At 66.5% G+C, this 19,433-nt stretch carries 17 protein-coding genes; 2 read left to right on the top strand and 15 right to left on the bottom strand.

The features are described from left to right. Positions 1–714 precede the first annotated feature (714 nt). From mdcH to EVC45_RS25030, 8 genes are read right to left on the bottom strand one after another with little or no spacing between them, the layout of a single operon-like run. Complete coding sequence (gene mdcH / locus EVC45_RS25065) at positions 715–1,653, bottom strand: malonate decarboxylase subunit epsilon (RefSeq protein ID WP_129960924.1); 939 nt, start codon at positions 1,651–1,653, stop codon at positions 715–717. Beyond that, on the bottom strand, positions 1,653–2,351 hold the full coding sequence (locus EVC45_RS25060; protein ID WP_129960923.1) for a malonate decarboxylase holo-ACP synthase: 699 nt from the start codon (positions 2,349–2,351) through the stop codon (positions 1,653–1,655). The genes mdcH and EVC45_RS25060 overlap by 1 nt, the downstream gene beginning before the upstream one ends. Continuing rightward, positions 2,351–3,166 carry a biotin-independent malonate decarboxylase subunit gamma gene (gene mdcE, locus EVC45_RS25055; RefSeq protein ID WP_129960922.1) on the bottom strand — a complete coding sequence of 272 codons (816 nt, stop codon included), beginning with the start codon at positions 3,164–3,166 and terminating at the stop codon, positions 2,351–2,353. The genes EVC45_RS25060 and mdcE overlap by 1 nt, the downstream gene beginning before the upstream one ends. Beyond that, positions 3,163–4,047 (bottom strand): biotin-independent malonate decarboxylase subunit beta, encoded by an 885-nt coding sequence (locus tag EVC45_RS25050; RefSeq protein WP_129960921.1) that lies wholly within the window; start codon positions 4,045–4,047, stop codon positions 3,163–3,165. The genes mdcE and EVC45_RS25050 overlap by 4 nt, the downstream gene beginning before the upstream one ends. After that, positions 4,044–4,367 (bottom strand): malonate decarboxylase subunit delta, encoded by a 324-nt coding sequence (locus EVC45_RS25045; RefSeq protein WP_129960920.1) that lies wholly within the window; start codon positions 4,365–4,367, stop codon positions 4,044–4,046. Before EVC45_RS25045 ends, EVC45_RS25050 begins: the two co-directional genes overlap by 4 nt. A gap of 5 nt (positions 4,368–4,372) precedes the next feature. Then, positions 4,373–5,350 carry a triphosphoribosyl-dephospho-CoA synthase gene (locus EVC45_RS25040; protein WP_129960919.1) on the bottom strand — a complete coding sequence of 326 codons (978 nt, stop codon included), beginning with the start codon at positions 5,348–5,350 and terminating at the stop codon, positions 4,373–4,375. Between the two features lie 2 nt (positions 5,351–5,352). After that, complete coding sequence (gene mdcA / locus EVC45_RS25035; RefSeq protein ID WP_129960930.1) at positions 5,353–7,023, bottom strand: malonate decarboxylase subunit alpha; 1,671 nt, start codon at positions 7,021–7,023, stop codon at positions 5,353–5,355. Positions 7,024–7,031: 8 nt separating this feature from the next. Further along, the gene (locus EVC45_RS25030; protein ID WP_129960918.1) at positions 7,032–7,814 is read right to left on the bottom strand and encodes a GntR family transcriptional regulator; all 783 of its coding nucleotides are present in this window, start codon (positions 7,812–7,814) and stop codon (positions 7,032–7,034) included. 205 nt (positions 7,815–8,019) lie between these two features. Here EVC45_RS25030 and EVC45_RS25025 point away from each other — a divergent pair, with 205 nt between their 5' ends. After that, complete coding sequence (locus tag EVC45_RS25025; RefSeq protein ID WP_129960917.1) at positions 8,020–9,318, top strand: MFS transporter; 1,299 nt, start codon at positions 8,020–8,022, stop codon at positions 9,316–9,318. 21 nt (positions 9,319–9,339) lie between these two features. Here the strand turns inward: EVC45_RS25025 and EVC45_RS25020 are convergent, their stop codons facing one another. Continuing rightward, positions 9,340–10,272 (bottom strand): DMT family transporter, encoded by a 933-nt coding sequence (locus tag EVC45_RS25020; protein ID WP_129960916.1) that lies wholly within the window; start codon positions 10,270–10,272, stop codon positions 9,340–9,342. A gap of 102 nt (positions 10,273–10,374) precedes the next feature. Between EVC45_RS25020 and EVC45_RS25015 the strand changes: the two genes are divergently transcribed. Continuing rightward, on the top strand, positions 10,375–11,232 hold the full coding sequence (locus EVC45_RS25015; RefSeq protein ID WP_129960915.1) for a LysR family transcriptional regulator: 858 nt from the start codon (positions 10,375–10,377) through the stop codon (positions 11,230–11,232). 23 nt (positions 11,233–11,255) lie between these two features. Here EVC45_RS25015 and EVC45_RS25010 read toward each other — a convergent pair whose 3' ends face one another. The 6 genes from EVC45_RS25010 to EVC45_RS24985 all read right to left on the bottom strand — a co-directional run bounded on the left by EVC45_RS25010 (position 11,256) and on the right by EVC45_RS24985 (position 19,269). After that, positions 11,256–12,311, bottom strand: coding sequence for an ABC transporter ATP-binding protein (locus tag EVC45_RS25010; RefSeq protein ID WP_129960914.1), 1,056 nt, complete (start codon positions 12,309–12,311; stop codon positions 11,256–11,258). Positions 12,312–12,356: 45 nt separating this feature from the next. Next, a complete protein-coding gene (locus EVC45_RS25005) occupies positions 12,357–13,961 on the bottom strand; it encodes an iron ABC transporter permease (RefSeq protein ID WP_129960913.1) in 1,605 nt (534 codons plus the stop codon). Further along, complete coding sequence (locus EVC45_RS25000) at positions 13,962–14,993, bottom strand: iron ABC transporter substrate-binding protein (RefSeq protein ID WP_129960912.1); 1,032 nt, start codon at positions 14,991–14,993, stop codon at positions 13,962–13,964. 125 nt (positions 14,994–15,118) lie between these two features. Next, positions 15,119–16,432 (bottom strand): iron uptake transporter deferrochelatase/peroxidase subunit, encoded by a 1,314-nt coding sequence (efeB, locus tag EVC45_RS24995; protein WP_129960911.1) that lies wholly within the window; start codon positions 16,430–16,432, stop codon positions 15,119–15,121. Between the two features lie 37 nt (positions 16,433–16,469). Further along, the gene (locus tag EVC45_RS24990; RefSeq protein ID WP_129960929.1) at positions 16,470–17,564 is read right to left on the bottom strand and encodes a hypothetical protein; all 1,095 of its coding nucleotides are present in this window, start codon (positions 17,562–17,564) and stop codon (positions 16,470–16,472) included. A gap of 181 nt (positions 17,565–17,745) precedes the next feature. Next, complete coding sequence (locus EVC45_RS24985) at positions 17,746–19,269, bottom strand: carbohydrate porin (protein ID WP_129960910.1); 1,524 nt, start codon at positions 19,267–19,269, stop codon at positions 17,746–17,748. Positions 19,270–19,433: the final 164 nt, after the last annotated feature.

The following is a 19,433-nucleotide window of genomic DNA, read 5'->3' as shown; positions in this document are numbered from 1 at the left end:
TCTTCAACATCAACTACTCCAGTTTGGATCACACGTTTTACCCCAACTCTGTGTCCAGAAAAACCGGAGCCGCCGCAACGTGACGCCGAGGCAACTGTGCAAATCACTCTCCCGGATCCAGTTGAGTGCAGTTTGCGGTTGTCGATGCGACAAAGTCCCATTGGAATACGTCGCGAGATGCACTTACCCATTGCGAGTGCCGGAGAGGATCGAAAACGAGTGGCACATAAAAGACGCCTTATGGCTAGCCCAATGATAGGACGCCTCGCACGTGGTGAAGCTAGTGAAATTTTGCAACAAATGGCCGACGGCCCGCGCAACGTTATGTGTCGAGATGTAATGGGTGTTTCGATACATCCTCGCAATTCGTTTGGTGAGCCCTGTGCGAGGAATTGCTCAAAAGAGGTTCCGGCTGCGTAAAGCCCGGATTACTCGAAGCGGCGGAAGCTGGGTCCAAGACGCTTGTCGCAACATCTATGCCCGTCCGCGTGGCGCTTGACGAGTGCCCGTATTGTGGAGGACCTGGCATCCCAGGTAATTTTTTCTATGGGCAACCCGAGGCGGTCACAGTGCCCGGAATGGGGGCCGAGGTAGGCAACAAACAAGGGTTCGCCGAGAAGATTGAACAGGTCACTCTGGACGTTGTCCGCGAACAGCCGCCACTGCCGAAAAATCGTGTCGAATCGTCGGCCCCGTTTGCCTCCTTTTGGAGGACTAACGTAGTGTGCTCCCCAACCGCCTCCGCACGGTCGCCACCAACCTGTCGAACGGCAACGTGCCAGCAGCCAACGCACTAGGCTCCGAAAAATTCTCCCTTACGATATCCGTCAACACCTGCCCCGGCGGCGCCTCGACCAGCACTTGCGCGCCCATTTCCTGCATCACGGTGAGCGCATCGAACCAGCGCACGGTGTAGCGCATGTTGGTCGCAAGATCCTCGCGAATCGCCTCGGCCGTATATAACGGTCGTCCGCCGCGATTGCCGATGTAAATGCCGCGCGGTCTTTCGAAACGCAACTCGCGCGAGTACGCGACCAGCTCGTCGCTCGCATGCGCGAGCAATTCGCAATGCGAGGGCACGCTGACCGCGAGTCGCGTGGCTTTGCGCGCGCCGGCCGCGAGTGCGCGTTCGATGAACGAGTCGAGCGCCCGGTCCGCTCCGGCCATCACGATCTGGCGCGGTGCATTGACGTTGCCGATATACACGCGTTGCCGTTGCTCTGCCGCTTGCTGTGCGACGAGCGTTTCCACTTGCCGCTCGCTCAAGCCGGATACAGCCGCGAGACCATAGCCCGACGGATAAGCGGTTTCCATCAGTTCGGCGCGTCGCCGCACCATCTTCAATGCGTCGCGAAACGCCACCGCGCCGCTGCCGACCGCTGCCGGATACGCGCCGACCGAAAGCCCCGCGCTGATGTCGGCCACCAATCCTTCGTCAGCGAGCGCGCGCGCGATCGCGACGCCCGCGATCGTCAGGCCCAGTTGCACCGCAACCGTCGATTCCAGAGACTCGGGTGAGTCGAGCGTCAGCACGTCGATATCGAGCGTGTCCGCTGCTTCAGCCAACGTGTCCTCGACCGCGCGATGCTGCGGCAGTCGATGCAGAAAGCCTTCGCTTTGCGCACCCTGGCCGGGGAAGAGAAGCGCGAGCATCAGGTGGTGCCGTCCTGAGCGGCGGCAGCCCACGGATCGGCGATCAAGCGGGGACCGCCCGCATGCCGGGCCAGCACGTGCGCTTTGCCCGCGGCCCACTCCGCGAGCGCCACGCCGCCCGCGGGCGTATCGAGTTGCGCATCGATGCGCACACCGGCGCGCGCCGAGAGCGTCCGCAGTTGCGCCAGCAATGCACTCGCGACATTCAACGCCAGCCGATCGGGCACGCGGATCAACAGATCGAGATCGCTGGACTGGCTGACAGTCGGCATGCGCGTCGCCAGTTCGAACCCCGAGCTACCAGTAGGACCCCATACGAATCCGGCAAGCGGACCGCTTGGGTCGCGTTGCAATGAAATCAGCGCAACGAAAGAGGGCAATGCTTCACGTCCGGCATCGGGTTGCGTGTGCGCCAGGGATTCAGGCGACACGGCACTGACGATATCGTCGGCATGCACCCACGTGCCGTAGCGCTGCGCTCGCTGCGGACCCCGCACGCCGATCGAGACGAAACCTTCAGCGGCGAGCGCGCGCCGCACGACCCCATACGGTGCGCGTTCGAACGCATCGCGAACCCACGCGGGCTCTTCGGCGCATGAATCCAGCCGTCGCAAGCGCAGCAGATCATGCGGGAGCCAACGCGCGTCGCACGACGTGGCGCAAGCAGAGGGGAAGGGCGCGGCCGCACACTCGCGCATCACACGGCATCCCATTGTTCGGCAAGACGCCGCCGCACCTCGATCGACGCCGCGCGAGTCTGCCGCGCGGCCGTCGATTCCAGCCGCCGCGCGAGCGTCCGATTGCCGTCGCGCGCGCTGCGAATCTGCTCGATCAGCACCGTGCGCACGCGTTCGATCTGCGCCGCGTCGGGCGCATCCGCGTCGATGCCGTCGATCAACTGATCGAGCAGCCCCAGCTTCGCGAACGACGCTATCGAATACGACATCGGCACGATCGTCTCGCCGAGTTCGTCGAGTTCTTCGACGGTGCGGCGCGTGACGCGCGCGGCCGCTTCCTTGCCCATCGCGTGGACCATCGTGCCGGGCGCGTCGAGCGCGACGATGCGGTTCGCCTGATAGCCATGCGCGAGGAACGCGCCGGACATCGCCGGACCGACGATCAGCGCGATCACCGGATGACCGGCGTCGCGCGCGCTCGCATAGGCGTCGACGGCGGCCGCGCAGGCGAGGTGGATGCCGAGCATTTCCTCGCGATAGCCGTACGCCTGGCTCTTCACGTCGACGATCGCGACGATCGGGCGGCGCGCGCTGGCGGCTTGATCCGCCTTCACGACTTCGCGCACCGCGCGCGCGAGTCGCCAGCCTTGTTCGAGCCCGACCACGTTGGTGGTCGCGCGCGCAAAGCGGTTCGCGGGATCGGGCACGACCGTGATGAAGCGCGCGGTGTCGCCGCCGAGCGGCGCATCGCCGCTCCACACGGGCGCCGCGCTCGACGATTCGCCTGCCAGTAGGTTGAACCAGCGCGCGCCGCGTGTGAGTGTCGTGTCGTTCATGCCTGCTCCTCGTTCGATGCATCGCGGGCTTGCGGGTTGTACACGTCGCGCATCGTCTCGGGTGTGACGTTCGCCGGATCAATCCGCGCGAGTCGCTGCAGGAACGTGCCGACCTGCTCGCTACGATGCGCGGCCGGCACGCCCTGCGCAAACGCGGCGTGCACGGCGGCGCGCACGGTGTCGGCGTCGTCGTCGACGAGCGTGTCGGCGAGCGCGCTCGCGACGCGCTGCTCGCCGCCGATCAGTTGCCATACGCGGCGGCGATCGCTCGCATCGAGCTCTTCGATACCGGCTTCCTGCTCGATCACTTCGGGTCCGTTCATGCCGAGCCGTCCCTGCTTCGTCACGATCAGATACGAGCACAACGCGGCCGCAAGCGACATGCCGCCGAAGCAGCCGACCATGCCCGCAATCACGCCGACCACCGGCACGTGCCGGCGCAGCGCGACGATCGCTGCCTGAATCTCGGCGATCACCGCGAGCCCCAGGTTCGCTTCCTGCAGCCGCACGCCGCCGGTCTCGAACAGCACGACGGGGCGCACGAGCTTGCCGCGCTCGCAGTCGCGCAGCGCCATCTCGAGCGCCGCGGCGATCTTGCTGCCCGACACCTCGCCGATGCTGCCGCCCTGGAACGCCGATTCGATCGCGGCGACCACCGCCGGCTCGCCGTCGATCGTGCCGCGCGCGATCACGCAGCCGTCGTCGGCCTGGCAGACGATGCCCTGCAACGGCAGCCACGGCGACTCGATGCGATCGAACGGTCCGAGCAGTTCGCGAAAGCTGCCCGTGTCGAGCAGCGAGCGGGCGCGCTCGCGCGCGGGCAATTCGATGAAGCTCTCGTGCAGCAGCGGCGCGCTATGAACGCTGGCGCTCTTGCTCATACGTGGTCTCCTTCCTCGGCGGCTTCGACCGCTTCCGCAAGCCGCAACGCGACCACGCCCGGCGTCGCGCCGAAGTCGTTGATCTCGATGTGCGCGGCGCCGTCATAACGCGTGAAGAAGCGGTCGAGCACGCTCTTCCAGATGTGGCTATAGCCGTCGACGCTGGTACGCACGACCACGTGCGCGGCGAGGGCCGAGCCGCTTGCATCGGCCGTGGCCGGCGACAGCAGCACTTCCAGGTCGCCCGAGCCGACCACGCCGACGTGCGCGCGGGTCGTGACGGCGCGTTGCGCCGGATAATCGAAGGTCAGATGTTCCATGAGGCTCAGCTCCGGCTGGCGTCGCGATGCGCCAGCATGTCGAGAAAGAGGGTGGCGGCGAGCAGGTCGGCCGCGCCGCCCGGCGATGCGTTCAGCGCCAGCAGTTCGCGTTCGAGCGCGTCGAGCGCGGCGCGGCCTGCGGCTGTCGAACTGCCGCCCGCGTCGAGCACGCGCCGCGCGCCGCGCTGGCCCGCATGCAAGCCGGCGAGTCCCGCGCGATGCAGCAGGCAGGTGTCATCGAGGGTGCTCATGATTGCGAGCAGCGCGTCGACGCGCGCGGCGTTTTCGTCGAGGCCGCGTGCGCGCGCCGCGTGCAATGCGGGCAGGCCGACGTCGAGCGCGTGCGGAAAGCCGTCCTGCGCTTCGCGCCGCGCGCCGCCGACCTGATAGCGTCGACGCGCCCGTTCGCCGTGGCTGTCGGACGGAGCGGCGAAGCGGTCGGGGAAGCAGGCGATCTGCGCGGCCAGCATGCAGACGCGGGCGGTATCCGGACGGTGGTTGCTATTGCCAGCGATGTGCGCACGCGTGGCCGGGCTCGACGACATTTCGAGCGCCACGCCCGCAACCAGCAAGCCGATGATCCAGATCGCACCGCGATGCGCGTTGCTGCCGCCCGTCGCGTGCATCATGTCCTGTTCGCCCGCGCGGCCGATCTGCGCGAGTTCGGCGCGCAGCAGCGCCGACGGTTCGCCGCGGCGGCGCGCGGTGCGCGCGAGCGCCGCGAAAGTCGGTTCGAGCGCGTGCGCGGAGCGCCGCATGATCGCGAGATCGAGGTCGCGATGCGCGCCGCTGCCGCGCCGGTCGACGAGCGCGGGCTTCGGCGTGAGCTCGGCTTCGTCGATCAATGCAGTGATCGCGTCGCGCGCGAGTTGCGCGTCGGAACACGGCGCGGTCGGCGAAAGCGACGACGCACCGCACGCATCGCGCAGGACCGAAGCAGGCGGCGTGTCCAACCGTTCGAGAACAGCAGCAGCGGACGCCATCGTCACCAGCTCCGAAAGCGTGCGGGCGGCGCGTACAGTCCGCCCGACCACGTGACCAGATCGTCGATGCTGCGCGCCGCGAGCAGCGAACGTTTCGCCTCGCCGCGCCGGATGCCAAGATCTTCCGGATACGCGACGATGCCGCGCCGGCGCAGTTCCGCGGTCTTCTCGGGCTTCGCGCGCAGACCGATCGGCGTGACACCGGCCACCGCCGCGACCGCCGCGCGCCGCTCGTCGATGCCTTCGGCCTTGTGCAGGTGCGCGATGCCTTCTTCGGTGACCACGTGACTCACGTCGTCGCCGTAGATCATCACCGGCGCGATCGGCATGCCGCTTTTGGCGCCGACCGCGACCGCGTCGAGTTCATCCACGAAGGTTGGCTCGCCGCCTTTCTTGTACGTCTCGGCGAGTTGCACGACGAGCTTCTGACCACGCGACACCGCGCCGTCGCCCTTCAGCAGCTTGAGCCACGCCTCGCTCGAATGCCGCCGGCCGCGCGGATCGTGACCCATGTTCGGCGCGCCGCCAAAACCGGCGAGGCGTCCGCGCGTGACCGTCGATGAATTCGCGTCCGCATCGATCTGCAGCGTCGAGCCGATGAACAGATCGACGCCGTATTGCCCGGCCAGCTGACACAGCACGCGGTTCGAGCGCAGGCTGCCGTCGTTGCCGGTGAAGAACACATCGGGGCGCGCCTCGATATACGCTTCCATGCCGACCTCGCTGCCGAAGCAATGGATGCTGTCGACCCAGCCCGATTCGATCGCGGGGATCATCGTCGGGTGCGGATTGAGCGTCCAGTTGCGGCAGATCTTGCCTTTGAGACCGAGCGATTCGCCGTACGTGGGCAGCAGCAGTTCGATCGCCGCGGTATCGAAGCCGATGCCGTGATTGAGCGACGTGACGGCATACGGCTCGTAGATGCCGCGTATCACCATCATCGCGGTCAGCACCTGCAAGTCGCCGATATGGCGCGGATCGCGCGTGAACAGCGGCTCCACCGCGAACGGGCGGTCCGCCTGCACGACCACGTCGACCCACGAGCCCGGAATGTCGACGCGCGGCAGTTCATCGACGATCTCGTTGACCTGCACGATCACGATGCCGTGGCGGAACGCGGCGGCCTCGGCGATCGTCGGCGTGTCCTCCGTATTCGGGCCGGTGTACAGATTGCCGTGACGGTCGGCCTTGTCCGCGCACAGCAGCGCGACGTGCGGCGTCAGGTCGATGAACATGCGCGCATACAGCTCGACGTACGTATAGATCGCGCCGATTTCGAGCTGGCCGTCTTCGAGCAGTTGCGCGACGCGCAGACTCTGCGGCCCCGCGAACGAGAAATCGACCTTGTGCGCGATGCCGCGCTCGAACAGCGTCAGGTGCTCAGGACGACTAATGCTGGAAATCAGCAGATGCACGTCGTGCAGCTTCTGCGGATCGACCTTGGCGAACGAGCGCGACAGGAAGTCGGCCTGCTTCTGGTTGTCGCCTTCGAGCGCGACGCGCTCGCCGGGCTGGATCAGCGTTTCGAGCGCATCGACGATGCGGTGCGTGGGCAGCACGCCGTCTTCGAGCCATGGCGCGATGGCCGCCAGGCGGCGGTTCTTTTCGTCGCGTCGGGTCGTCCACGAGCGGGCAGTGGACCGCGCTGCGGCGGCTTCGGCGGGGTGGTTCATCGGCTCGGTCATCGGTTCGATCGGCTCCCGGTGGTGACGCGCGGACGTCGGCCGCGCGGCTTCGGTTGATGCGCAAGCGCTTCTTCGCGCGCGCGCTCGGTCAGAAAGGAATGCAGAAGCTCGCCGGTGCCGAGCAGATGCGCGACTACCAGCGACTGTGCGGTCGCGATATCGCGGCGCTCGACGGCTTCGAGCAGCGCGGCGTGCTCAGTGTCGGACTCGCCCTTGTACGACGGCAAGCCGAACTTCAGCCGCAGATAGCGTTCGCCGCGCCGGTGCAGCAGCCCGATCATGTCCTGCAGCTGCGGCCGGCCGGCGGGGGCGTACAGACTCATATGAAACGCGACATTGCGCGCGACGTAGCGCGACGGGTCCGCTTCGAGCTCGGCGGCGCGGCACAACTCGGCTGCTTCGCGCAGCGTCGCGGCGGTGTGATTCGGAATGGCGAGGGCGAGCGCGAGGCTTTCGAGTGCCGAGCGGATCTCGTAGATCTCGCGCGCTTCGTCGGCGGACAGCGGCGCGACGGTCGCGCCTTTATGAACCGCCGCGCGCGCCCAGCCCTCGCTTTCGAGCTGGCGCAGCGCCTCGCGCACTGGAATTGCACTGACGGAGAAATGCCGGGCGATCGCGTCCTGGCGCAACGGCGCACCCGGCGCGAGCGTGCCGTCGACGATCGCCGCGCGCAGCGCCTCCGCAATCACGTGCGAGGTACTTTCGCGCGGCGTGGCGGCCGGGAGAAACGAGCCGGGCATTGGCACGTCCAGGGGAAAACCTTCAGTTGCGTCGATCATGGTATCAAATATTATATATAAAAAGACGCGTATTTCAGCGCGGGCAAACCCGGAAAGTCTTCACCCACATTCGCGGCAATTTCCCCGCGCCGGACTCTGATTGAGTTGTACGAGGACATCGCCGATCAATCAACGTCGTCGATCCAAGCCCGAGCGCGGCTGTTGTTTTTCGTTACGTTCAACCACCGTAGGCTGGAGGAGCACGATGAATACACTGACCGACCGACGAACGGTCGCGCGTCAGCGCACACCGCTGAATCGCTCGCAGATAGCAGGGTTCTGGGGCGCGTGGGCCGGCTGGATGCTCGACGGCATGGACTCGTTCATCTACGCGCTGGTGCTCACGCCCGCGCTGACCGAGCTGCTGCCGCGTTCGGGCTTCGCGGCGACGCCGTCGAATGTCGGCCTCGCGGGATCGATCCTGTTCGCGCTGTTTCTGGTCGGTTGGGGGCTGTCGTTCATCTGGGGACCGCTCGCCGATCGCTTCGGCCGCACCAAGGTGCTCGCCGCCACCATCTTCACGTTCGCGATTTTCACCGGGCTGGCCGCGACCTCGACCAATGTGTGGCAGCTCGGGATTTATCGCTTCATCGCGGGTGTTGGCATCGGTGGCGAATGGGCGCTCGCGGGCACCTACGTGGCCGAGGCCTGGCCCGAGGATCGTCGCAAGATGGGCGCAGGTTATCTGCAGACCGGCTACTACGCGGGCTTCTTTCTCGCGGCCGCGCTGAACTACACGGTCGGCGTGCATTTCGGCTGGCGCGCGATGTTCCTGACCGGCGCGGTGCCGGTCGTGGTCGCGATCCTGATCCTGCTGCGCGTGAAGGAGCCGGAGAAGTGGCAGAAGGCCGACGCAAAGACGGTGCGCGTGAAGCCGCTGCGCGAGATCATGGGGCCGGCTTACCGGCGTCGCACATGGGTCGCGTGCATTCTGCTGACGATCGCGATCATCGGGCTCTGGGCGGGTGCCGTCTACGAGCCGTCCGCGGTGATCCAGCTCGCGACGCGCGCAGGCATGTCGAAGGGCGATTCGATTCGCACCGCTTCGCTCGCGACTGGCCTGCTGTCGATCGGCACGATCCTCGGTTGTCTGGCGCTGCCGCCGCTGGCCGAGCGCATCGGCCGCAAGATGACGTTGGCGGTGTATTTCGCGGGGATGGCGGTGTCGATCGCGGCGAGTTTCGGCTGGGCGTTCTATTTGCCGAACGGGCTCGCGCCGTTCATCGCGTGGCTGTTCGTGCTCGGGTTTTTCGGCGGCAACTTTGCGTTGTTCAGCCTGTGGCTTCCCGAGCAATTCGAAACCCGCGTTCGCGCGACCGCATTTGCATTCTGCACATCGATTGGACGATTCGTCGGCGCGGGCGTCAACTTTCTGCTCGGCGCGGCGGTGCTGCATATGCAGACGCTCGGTGTGCCGGTCGCGTTGACCGCGCTGGCGTTCGTGCTCGGCCTGTTCGTGATTCCGTTCGCGCCGGAGACGAAGGGCGAGACGCTGCCGCAGTAAGAAGCCGGTGGGCGGCGCGCGCTACTTCGCGTGACTGCGTGCGCGTCCGCCCGGATGCAGCAACGTCAGCAACGGCCAGCCGAGATTGACGCCGAGACTCGCGGCCACGATCAGCGCCATACCCGCCAGTTGCGAAGGCGATAGCGCACGGCCATACACGAGTGCATCCACGACGATCGCGGTCAGCGGATAGACGAACAGCAGCACCGCGATCACCGGCGTACTGAGCTTCGGCAGCGCGCCGTAAATCAGTACGTACGACAATCCCGTGTGCAGCACGCCCATGCCGATCAGCCAGAACCACTGCATCGGACCGATATGCGTGAGCGTCAAAGGCGCGATGAACGGCGCGTTCAGCGGCAGGCAGATCACGCCGACCGCGCATTGCGTGAGCGTCAGCAGATGCGGGCGCATTTCGCCGAGGCTTTTCGCGATCAGCGTAACGCTCGCATACAGCAGCGAACCGAGCAGCGCTTCGCTCAAGCCGATCAGATAGCTGGTGTGGCCCTGCAGATTGCCGGCGGCGACTACGCCCGACGCCAGCACGAGCCCGACGAACGCCGTCGCGATCCAGCCGAGCCGGTCCGCGCCGAGCCGCTCGTTGAACAACGCCGCGCCGATCAGCACGACCCAGAACGGCTGCACGTGAAACACGACGGTCGCGACCGCGATGCTGGTGCGATGAATCGCATCGAAAAAGCCGACCCATTGCGTGACCATCAGCACGCCGGAAATCAGCGCGAGCACGACCGTGCGGCGCGTGAACTGCGCGCGTGTGAAAAAGCCCTTCCACGCACAATATGCCGCGAGCGACAGAAAGCCGAACAGGCAGCGGAAGAACACGAGCGTCAGCGCATCGAGCCGCGCTTCCTCGACGAACACGCCGATCGTGCCCATCAGCAGGCCGCCGCTCGCCAGCGTGATCGCACCTTGTTGACGTGAAGTGAGGGACATGCGCAACGACTCCGTAAGATGATGCCTGCGAGTATTGCGCCGCTTGCGACCTGATCACAAACGAATTAAATTGAGCAATTCCATAAGCCCGGTTGATAAATCGTGAACCCTGAATTCGACGTCGACCTGTTGCGCAGTTTCGTCGCGGTCGTGGAGGCGGGCAGCTTCACGAAGGCGGCGGCGAGCGTGCATCGCTCGCAGGCGGCGGTCAGCATGCAGATCAAGCGGCTCGAAACGATGCTCGGCACCACGCTGTTCGCACGCAATACGCGCAATCTGGCGCTGACGCGGCCCGGCAATACGCTGCTCGAATATGCGCGGCGCGCGCTCGCGCTGCAGGAGGAGGCGTGGTCGGCAATCGTGCGGCCCGAGGTGACCGGGCGCGTGGTGCTCGGCGCGCCGGACGACTATGTGTCGTCGCTGCTATCGCCGGTGTTGCGGCGTTTCGCGACGCTGTATCCGCGCGTCGAGATCGAGATCGTCTGCGCGCAAAGTACCGCGCTCGCGCCGATGCTCGCCGACAACAAGATCGACCTCGCGTTCGTCACGCGCGACCGTAAGCTGCGCGGCGATTTCGTGCGCAGCGAACCGATGGTGTGGGTGGGGGCGTCGATCGATACGCCGGTGTTGAAGACGTCGCCGTTGCCGGTGGGCTTGTATGAGCCCGGCTGCGTCGCGCGTCAGCACACGCTCGCCGCACTGGATGGCGCGCGCATCCGTTATCGCGCGGCCTTCAGCAGCGCGAGCCTGATGGGGCTCGTCGCGACCGTGGATGCCGGTTTATCGGTGATAGCGCTGACGCGTTGCAGCGTGCCGGCGCGGCTCGCAATTCTCGGCGACGCGCAAGGGTTGCCGAAAATCGCGCCGCTCGAAATCGTGGTTGCGCGCAGCGCGAAATCGGATCGGCCGACCTGCGACTATCTGGCGCAGCAGATGATGCAGGATCTGTCGTTGCGGTAGCTGGGCGTGCCGGCCTCGAGCTTTCAAGCGCGCGAATACGCGGTCACTTCACCTTCGACCGCGAGACGCACGTGCTCGCCCGGCCGCGGGCACAGATAACCGGGCACGCGTGCGCGCACCATCGTCCGCGTCGCGGACTGCAATTGCAGCGCGACGCTCGCGTCCTGCCCCTGGAAGATCACATCGGTGACGAGCGCGTCGTGCGCGACGCCTGCGCGCGCGCTTTCATCGGGGCGCAGCAGGCGGATCTGTTCGGGACGCAGCATCACGTCGACCGCGCCGTTGCCGACGGGCGCGACCAGTGCGAGTTCGCCCAGCTCGCAAATCGCGCGATCCTGTTGCGCGACGCCCGGCAACAACACCGCCTCGCCGACGAACGACGCAAGCTCGCGCGTCACCGGCCGGCGGTACAGCGCTTCGGGCGTCGCGGTCTGGATCAGCCTGCCGTTCCACAGCACCGCGACTTCGTTCCCGAGCGACAACGCCTCGGACTGATCGTGGGTGACCAGCACGGCCGTCGCGCCGGCCGCGGCCAGCGCACTCGCGACCGCCTGGCGAGTTTCGACGCGCAACGCGGCGTCGAGCGACGAGAACGGCTCGTCGAGCATGACCAGCGTCGGCGCCGGTGCCAGCGCACGGGCCAGCGCGACACGTTGCTGTTGACCGCCTGACAGTTGCTGCGGCGCGCGCGCGCGGAAATGCGCGGGCAGGCCGACCAGCTCCAGCAGCTCGGCGACGCGATGGCGCGCGCGGCGCTGCGTACGCGGCAGGCCGAACACGATGTTGTCCGCGACCGACAGATGCGGAAACAGCGCGCCTTCCTGCGGCACATAGCCGATGCGGCGTTGCTCCGACTGCACGTGCAGGTTGTCGCCGACGACGCGCCGGCCGTCGATCTCGACACTGCCGCCGTCCGCGCGCTCGAAGCCGCACAACAGCCGCAGCAGCGTGGTCTTGCCGCTGCCCGAAGGCCCCAGCAGCGCGAGCAGCGTGCCGCGCTCGACCGAGAGATCGATGCCGTGCAGCACCGGGTGACCGTCGAACGATTTCTGCAGTCCGCGGATACGAAGTTCGCTCATGAAAATCCGAATGAGGTCGAAAAAACAGCAAAAAAACAGCGTGCGTCAGCCGCGCTCGCCGAGCAGAGCCGAGCGGCCGAGCAGCGCGAACAGCAGCCCCGACGCGAACAGCGAGATGCCGGTCAGCAGCGCCGCATACGGCGCGGCGGCAGCGAACGCCATGGTCGACGTGTCGGCCCACACCTGGGTCGCGAGCGTTTGCGTGTCGAGCGGCGACAGCAGCAGCGTCGCGTTCAGTTCGGTGACGACCGAGATGAACACCATCGCCGCGGCCGCGCCGAGCCCGGGGCCCGCGAGCGGCAGCACCACGCGCACGAGCGTCTGCGTCCAGTTCAGGCCGAGCGCGCGCGCGGTCTCTTCGAGGCGCGGCTGCGCCTGCATGAACGCCGCGCGCACGCTGACGAGCGCGACCGGCATGAACAGGATCGCATAGGCGACGACCAGCAACGCCGCGCTTTGATAAAGCGGCTGCAGCGCATGCACGGCGAGCGACACGATCGCGAGCGCAATCACGAGTCCCGGCACGCCTTGCGCGAGAAACACGGTGCGCTCGAACAGCGTCGCGAAACGGGTCGGATAACGCACCAGCAGAAACGCGAGCGGCACCACCAGCAGCGTGGTCAGCGCGGCGGCCGCGAGGCCGAAACCGAGCGACGACAACGTCGCGTTCCATAGCAGCTCGGGTGACACATCGGCGGGCGTCACCGCGGCCGCGCCGGGCTGCGTGAGCCAGAAGCCGATCATGCCGAGCGGCACGCCGAGTGTTGCGAGCGTCAGCAGCGCAAAGCCCGCGACGACGAGCCAGCGCCACGCGCCGAGCTCGTAGCGCAACACGGCGCGGCGCGTGCCGCGATCGACGCGCTCGTAGCGCGCCGCGCCGCGCACGCGAAACTCGAACGCGAGCACGACGAGGCAGATCACGATCAGCAGACACGCTAGCAGCGATGCGCCGCCGCCGTCGAAACTGGTGCGATATTCCGCGTAGATCTGCGTGGTGAAGGTATGAAAGCGCAGCAGCGTGAACGCGCCGAACTCCGACAGCACGCCGAGCGCGACCAGCAGCATGCCGCCGAGCAGCGCGGGCCGCAGTTGCGGCAGCACGACGCGCACGAAGCTGGTCCAGCGGTTGCAGCCGAGAGAGCGCGCGCTTTCTTCGAGTGCCGGGTCCATGCCGCGCAAGGCGGCGGCGACCGGCAGATAGACGAGCGGAAAATACGCGCAGGTCAACACCAGCAGCGCGCCGTTGAAGTCCTGCAAGTCCTCGCTCAACGACACCCACGCATAGCTCGAAATGAACGCCGGCATCGCGAGCGGCGCGGCGCATAGCACGGCCCACGCGCGCCGTCCCGGCAGATGCGTGCGTTCGACGAACCACGCGGCGGCCGTGCCGATCACGGCGCAGACCAGCGTGGTCGTGACGGTGATCAGCACGGTGTTGACCAGCAGCTCGCCGACGAGCGGCCGCCAGATCAGATCGAACGCGTCACCGATGCCGAAGCTCGCCGCGCGCCAGAACGTAGACGCGATCGGCAGCAGCACCAGCAAAGCGCTGAGTGCTGCCGCCGCAAAGAGACCACGCGGCGCGCGCGTTCGCGCGCGCGCCGGGGCGGGGGGGACAGCCGGTGGACCGGCTGACAAGGCTTCGCTCATTTACAGCAGGCCTGCCTGACGCAGCAGCTTGCCGGCCTGGCTATCGTCGCCTAGCTGCTGGATCGTCAGCGTGGGCGGAGTCAGTTCGGCGAACGGTTTGAGGATCGGGTCCGGCGCGACGCCGGCGTGCAGCGGATATTCGAACATCACGTGGCTGTTCGCCATCAGCTGTTGCGCGCGCTCACTGACCAGATACGCGAGAAACTTCTGCCCACCCTCTGCATTGTGCGCGGACTTCAGCACGGCCGCGCCCGATACGTTCACGAGCGCGCCGGCATCGCCGTGGCCGAAGTGAAAGATCGCGCTGCGGGTTTTCGCATCGCCGATTTCCGCATGCAGACGAGTCCAGTAGTAGTTGTTGATCAGACCGGTCGCGACCCCGCCGCGATTGACCGCGGCGACCACGCCTTCGTCGTCGTCGAAGATCTGCGAGTTGGCTTTCAGGCCCTTCAGCCACGCGAGCGTCTGCTCTTCGCCCTTCAGTGCCAGCACCGCGCTCACGAGCGGCAGGAAATCGGCGTCGCTCGGCGCAATGCCGACCTTGCCTTTCCACTCGGGCTTCGCGAGGTCGAACACCGATTGCGGCAATTGCGACGGCTGCAGCTTCGTCGTGTTGTACGCGAGCACGCTCTCGCGCGCGGTCACCGCGACCCATACTCCGCTCGGCGAATTGAAGCGCGCCGGCACCGCGCCGAGCGTCGCTGCGTCGACCTTCGCGAGCAGACCCTTTTCCTCGAGCAGCATCAGTTCCGGCGAGTTCTCCGTGAAGTACACGTCGGCGGGCGACGCCGCGCCTTCCGCGACGATCTGCGCGGCGAGCGCCGGGCCTTCGCCGTTGCGGATCTTCACCGAGATGCCCGTCTGCTTTTCGAAGTCCTTCGCGAGCAGATTGACGACCTGCTCGTGCTGCGCGTTGTACAGCGTGATCGAGGCCGCGTGGGCCGCCGACGGCACCGTCGCGAGCGCGGTGAGCGAGAGCGCGGCCACGCCGGCGAGCGCGCGCAGACGGGTGGCAAACCAGGAATGAGCCATGTTGCAGAAGTCCGTTTTGATGGTGTTGAGTGAGCCGGGCGTTGCGCGCCCGGCGTGCTTCATTTACTTCCGATACCTGACGGACTGCGCGCGCGAATGCGCGTGCGAATCCTCGAGCGGCTGCATCACGTCTCGAACAGCCCCGCGCCGACATACGAACCCGGCTTCGCCCCCGGCGGCACGACGAAAATCGCGCTGCCGATGTGGGTCGTGAACTGGTTCATCATGTCGAACTTCGCGAGCCGATCGTTGATCGGGATGAAGCCGGTGCGCGGGTCGCTCTGGTGAGCGACGAAAATCAGCCCCGCGTCGTACTCGGTTTCCTGGCGCCACGGCGGCCAGCGCTCGATATAGAAATTCGTGCCTTCGTTGTACGAATACGAGCGGCGCAGAATCTGCGCGCCGTTGTTGCTCGCCTGATTCGACAGACGCACGTGCGAGTTCTCAGGGATCACCGGATTGCCGTCCTTGTCCTCGGCCTTCAGGTCCACCGCGTCGAACTCGTTCTTGCTGCCGATCGGCGCGCCGCTGTATTTGTGGCGTCCGAACACCTGTTCCTGGAAGCCGAGCTCGGTGTTGTCCCAGTGTTCGAGCGTGATGCGGATGCGGCGCACGACCGTGTAGGTGCCGCCTTCCATCCACGGCGCGTCGTCGGTGGCGCGCGCCCACACGAACTGGTTCATCAGTTCCGGCTTCGCGGTTGACGGATTGTTGGTGCCGTCCTTGAAGCCCATCAGGTTGCGCGGCGTCTGACCGCGCGGACCGGACAGGAAACCGGCCTGGCCCCAGCGCATCGTCGCGACGCCGTAGGCGCGACGCGACAGCTGGCGCACCGCGTGAAACGCGACCTGCGCGTCGTTCGCGCACGCCTGGATGAACAGGTCGCCGCCAGTCTTCTCCTTGACCAGCTGATCGCCGTTGAAGCGCGGCAGATCGACGAGCGCGGCGGGGCGGCGCGACGCGAGCCCGTAGCGGTCCTTGCCGTCCTTCGTGAAGAGGCCGGGGCCGAAGCCGAACGTGATCGTCAGACAGTTCGGGCCGAGGCCGAGCACGTCGCCGGAATCGGGTGCGGGCTGGTTGTCGGTGCCGTCGCCGGTGCGCATGGCGACGGCCGTGCCGCCTTGCGTCAGGCGCGCGGCCGCTTCGGTCCATGCGCGCAGCAGCGCGATCACGTCGTCGCGCTTCCCGGTGGTCAGATCGAGCGCGGCGACGTAGGTGTGGCTCTGCTGCGGCGTGACGATGCCGCCTTGGTGCGGGCCGTAGAACGGCTCGACCGCGAGCTGCGGATCGGCGCTCTGTGCGCTATGCGCGGGCGCCTTCGCGAGCGCGGGCGGCGAGCCGGCGAGACCCGCCCCGAGACTCGCGCCGGCGGCGACCGCGGCACCGCCCGCTTTCAGGAAGCCGCGTCTTGACGGCCGTGGGGGATTATCGTTTGTCATGTTCACTTCACCTTCTTGAAGCCTGCATGGGTGCTGCTTACTTCGCGAGCACCAGCGTATTCACGTCGTCTTCGACGTAATAGAAGCCGTCGCCTTCCGGCGTCATCGCGATCCCGAACAGGTCGCCGTTGCCGGGGGGCGACTGCGCCTTGTCGGTATCGATCCAGCGTGCGTACAGCTGCTTGCCGCTCGCCGGATCGATTTCGACGACCTGGCCGTTCAACGCGTTGGTCACGAGCAGGTGGCCGTTGGGCGCGGTGACCATCGCGAGCGGACGATGCAGCAGACCGTCGGCGGTCAGCTGGCGTCCCACGCCCGCGCTGGTGTCGCGCGTGAGCGGATCGTCGATCTCGGTGATGCGGTTGCCGATCGCGTCGGACACGTACAGCAGCTTCTGATCGGCCGACAGCGCGAGGCCAGTCGGCCCGACGAGGAACACGCCCTTGTCGGCCTGCGCGCCGAAGCCGCTGCCGATCACGGTTTCCTTCTTCACGACGGGCGGCTTGCCTGCCGGCACGTCGAGGTCGAGACGCAGCACGGTGGCCTGCTTGAACACGGGCGGATCGCCTTCCGCGCCGCCGACGCCGAAGCCCGCGTTGCTGACGAACAGCGTCGCGCTCGTGCCGTTGTCGACGACCGCCATGTTGCCCCACGGGTCGTTAATGTTCGGCGTCGAGATCGTCGAGGCGATCTTGCCTTGCGGGTCGATCACGATCAGGCAGCCGGCGCCCTTGGTGCCGGTCGTGCCGTCGTTGCTCGGCGTGCTGCCGACGATCACCCAGCCCGACTTCAGCATCGTCATCGCGGTCGACAGGCCGATGCCGCCCGGGCATTCCTTCAGGTCGCGCGGCACGGTCGCGAACACCGTCATCTGTTTGGTGTCCGGGTGATAGTTGATGATCGTGCTGCCGGTGCCCTGCAGGTTCGTCGAGTTGTTGAAGTTGCCGACCAGCACGTCGCCTTGCTTCACGGTGCCGGCGCTGACCGGCGCGACCACGATCGCGTACGGGTTCTGGTCGCCGTTGTCGGGCACGGTGTTGATCAGCGTCGTGTGATGCTTGACGGTTTCAAGGAAGCCTTGCGGCTCGGCCTGCGCGCTGGAGGCCACCGTGAGCGCGGCGGCGCCGGCCATCGCGGCGAGCAGGGCCCGCGCGGCGCCCGGCGCAAACTTGCGCGTGAGTTGATTCACGATTGGGCCTCCATGGGGGCGCACAAAGCGGGTGTGGCGGTGACGATCGAAAACATGAACAGTGCTGGTCCGATTGCGTGGGGTTGCATGGGCTTGCGTGGATAAAGACGCGCGGCGGGCGGCATCAGAAATTGATGATGGTCCGCACGCCGACGACGAACGTATCGCGCAGCGGCTGCGTCGGGTCGGTCGGGTTCTGGCCGGCGCCGGCGTTGAACGTGTATTGCGCGTCGGCCTGCACCTGCCACCACGGATTGACCTGGTACTGGTAGGTCGCTTCGAGCGCGGTTTCGCCGGTTCGCACGCCGTACGGGGGGCCGTTGAACGCCAGGAAATCCTTGTCGAGTCCGTTCACGTGACTGCCGACCCTGATGTAGGTCAGCGCGAGGCCGGCGCTGTCGTTGTCGCGGCCCTTGAACGGCGCCTTCAGCACGACGCCGAGGTTCGCCGCGATTTGCACGAGGTTGCGGTCGCCCGGCGCACCCATCACGCGCGCGAATACGCCGAGGCTGCGCGCTTCGTCGGGGTCGGGGCGCCACACCATCTGGTCGGCGACCGCGTAGAAGCTGTAGTTGCCGCTGTGACTCGCGGGAATGCCGTTCGAGGCCGGATTCGCGAGTGACAGACCCATGGTGTCGAAACGCTGATCGGGGAACTTGTTGCTGTTGTACCAGACGCCGATCTTGTAGGTGCCCGGCAGACCGCCGCCGCCCGCGCCGACCATTTCGCCTTCGGCCGGCTGGTTGATCGCGTACTGCAGTTCGCCGATCCACAACGCGCCGTTATGCAGGTTGAAGTTCGTGCCGCTCATGTTGGTCGGGTCGTTGCCGAGCGGGTCGCCCGAATACACGCCGGCGAGCGCGGTCAGCGACGGCGTGATCTGGCCGCGCACGCGCACACCGAGACCTGCGAGCGGATAGGCCGGGCCGCCCGACGGCATGTCGTACGAGGGCAGCGCGGGCCAGCCGAACATCGTGTTGAGGAACAGCGCCGCATACGTGCTGGTGATGAATTCCTGGTCGAGACTCTGCTGACCGATCTTCACGTCGACGCGCTTGTTCAGGAACGACTGCTGATACCAGAGCTCCCACAGACGCGTCGCGTCGGCGGCCTCGATGCCGCTCGCGGTGTTCAGCGTGCCGAGCTTGTTCGCGCTCAGGTTCGCGCCGTGAATCTGCAGCGCGCTGACGTTGAAGATGCCGCCAGGCAGGCCGAACGCCTTTTGCGTATCCATCTGCAAGGTGGCGGTGGTCAGGCCGTCGTAATCGGCGCCGCGCTCGAGACCGCCGCGCAGATTGGCCAGCACTTCGCTGGTTTCGGTCAGCGTGAAGGTCATGCCGTACTTGCCGAGCCACGGACGCAGGCCGCCCATGTCGCCGAGCAATTGCTGGCGGTTCCACAGGCCGGTCCACTGGTTGGTTTGGGTTGCCTGAATGTTCAGGTCGGCCTCGGGTGCTTCCGGGTTCGCATCGGGATTGGCTTCGGCCAGCGCCGCATGGGCGGTCAACGAGGCCCACGCGAAGGCCGTGCATAGTGCGACGCGCCGCATCGAGGGCAAACGCGTACGATGAGTTGCGCCGGTACGTGCAGAAGAGTCGCAAAAAGGACGCGCAGCGGCGCGCGGTCCATTGAGTTGGGCGAACTTCATCGAAATCCTTATTAGTGTTGTGTCGACCGATGTATCAATTTGCGACTGCCTGGCGCGAATTCGCGTGATGTCCCGGGATGCCAAAGCAGTTGATGGCGTGATCGTACGCACGCGTATTGCGAGAGTCAACACAAATGAGAACGATTCTCATCAATATTACTGAC

Source organism: Paraburkholderia sp. UYCP14C, from assembly GCF_004197395.1.
GTDB lineage: Bacteria > Pseudomonadota > Gammaproteobacteria > Burkholderiales > Burkholderiaceae > Paraburkholderia.
Note: the sequence above shows the minus strand (reverse complement) of the source record. Positions and strands in the feature narration are given on the sequence as shown.

What these genes read in the sequence shown, in the direction of transcription:
- EVC45_RS25010 (WP_129960914.1), bottom strand. Translation starts at nt 12,311, where the DNA reads ATGAGCGAACTTCGTATCCGCGGACTGCAGAAATCGTTCGACGGTCAC.
- mdcH (WP_129960924.1), bottom strand. Translation starts at nt 1,653, where the DNA reads ATGCTCGCGCTTCTCTTCCCCGGCCAGGGTGCGCAAAGCGAAGGCTTT.
- EVC45_RS24990 (WP_129960929.1), bottom strand. Translation starts at nt 17,564, where the DNA reads ATGGCCGGCGCCGCCGCGCTCACGGTGGCCTCCAGCGCGCAGGCCGAG.
- EVC45_RS24985 (WP_129960910.1), bottom strand. Translation starts at nt 19,269, where the DNA reads ATGAAGTTCGCCCAACTCAATGGACCGCGCGCCGCTGCGCGTCCTTTT.
- EVC45_RS25025 (WP_129960917.1), top strand. Translation starts at nt 8,020, where the DNA reads ATGAATACACTGACCGACCGACGAACGGTCGCGCGTCAGCGCACACCG.
- mdcA (WP_129960930.1), bottom strand. Translation starts at nt 7,023, where the DNA reads ATGAACCACCCCGCCGAAGCCGCCGCAGCGCGGTCCACTGCCCGCTCG.
- EVC45_RS25000 (WP_129960912.1), bottom strand. Translation starts at nt 14,993, where the DNA reads ATGGCTCATTCCTGGTTTGCCACCCGTCTGCGCGCGCTCGCCGGCGTG.
- EVC45_RS25005 (WP_129960913.1), bottom strand. Translation starts at nt 13,961, where the DNA reads ATGAGCGAAGCCTTGTCAGCCGGTCCACCGGCTGTCCCCCCCGCCCCG.
- EVC45_RS25020 (WP_129960916.1), bottom strand. Translation starts at nt 10,272, where the DNA reads ATGTCCCTCACTTCACGTCAACAAGGTGCGATCACGCTGGCGAGCGGC.
- EVC45_RS25060 (WP_129960923.1), bottom strand. Translation starts at nt 2,351, where the DNA reads ATGCGCGAGTGTGCGGCCGCGCCCTTCCCCTCTGCTTGCGCCACGTCG.
- mdcE (WP_129960922.1), bottom strand. Translation starts at nt 3,166, where the DNA reads ATGAACGACACGACACTCACACGCGGCGCGCGCTGGTTCAACCTACTG.
- efeB (WP_129960911.1), bottom strand. Translation starts at nt 16,432, where the DNA reads ATGACAAACGATAATCCCCCACGGCCGTCAAGACGCGGCTTCCTGAAA.
- EVC45_RS25050 (WP_129960921.1), bottom strand. Translation starts at nt 4,047, where the DNA reads ATGAGCAAGAGCGCCAGCGTTCATAGCGCGCCGCTGCTGCACGAGAGC.
- EVC45_RS25045 (WP_129960920.1), bottom strand. Translation starts at nt 4,367, where the DNA reads ATGGAACATCTGACCTTCGATTATCCGGCGCAACGCGCCGTCACGACC.
- EVC45_RS25030 (WP_129960918.1), bottom strand. Translation starts at nt 7,814, where the DNA reads ATGATCGACGCAACTGAAGGTTTTCCCCTGGACGTGCCAATGCCCGGC.
- EVC45_RS25040 (WP_129960919.1), bottom strand. Translation starts at nt 5,350, where the DNA reads ATGGCGTCCGCTGCTGCTGTTCTCGAACGGTTGGACACGCCGCCTGCT.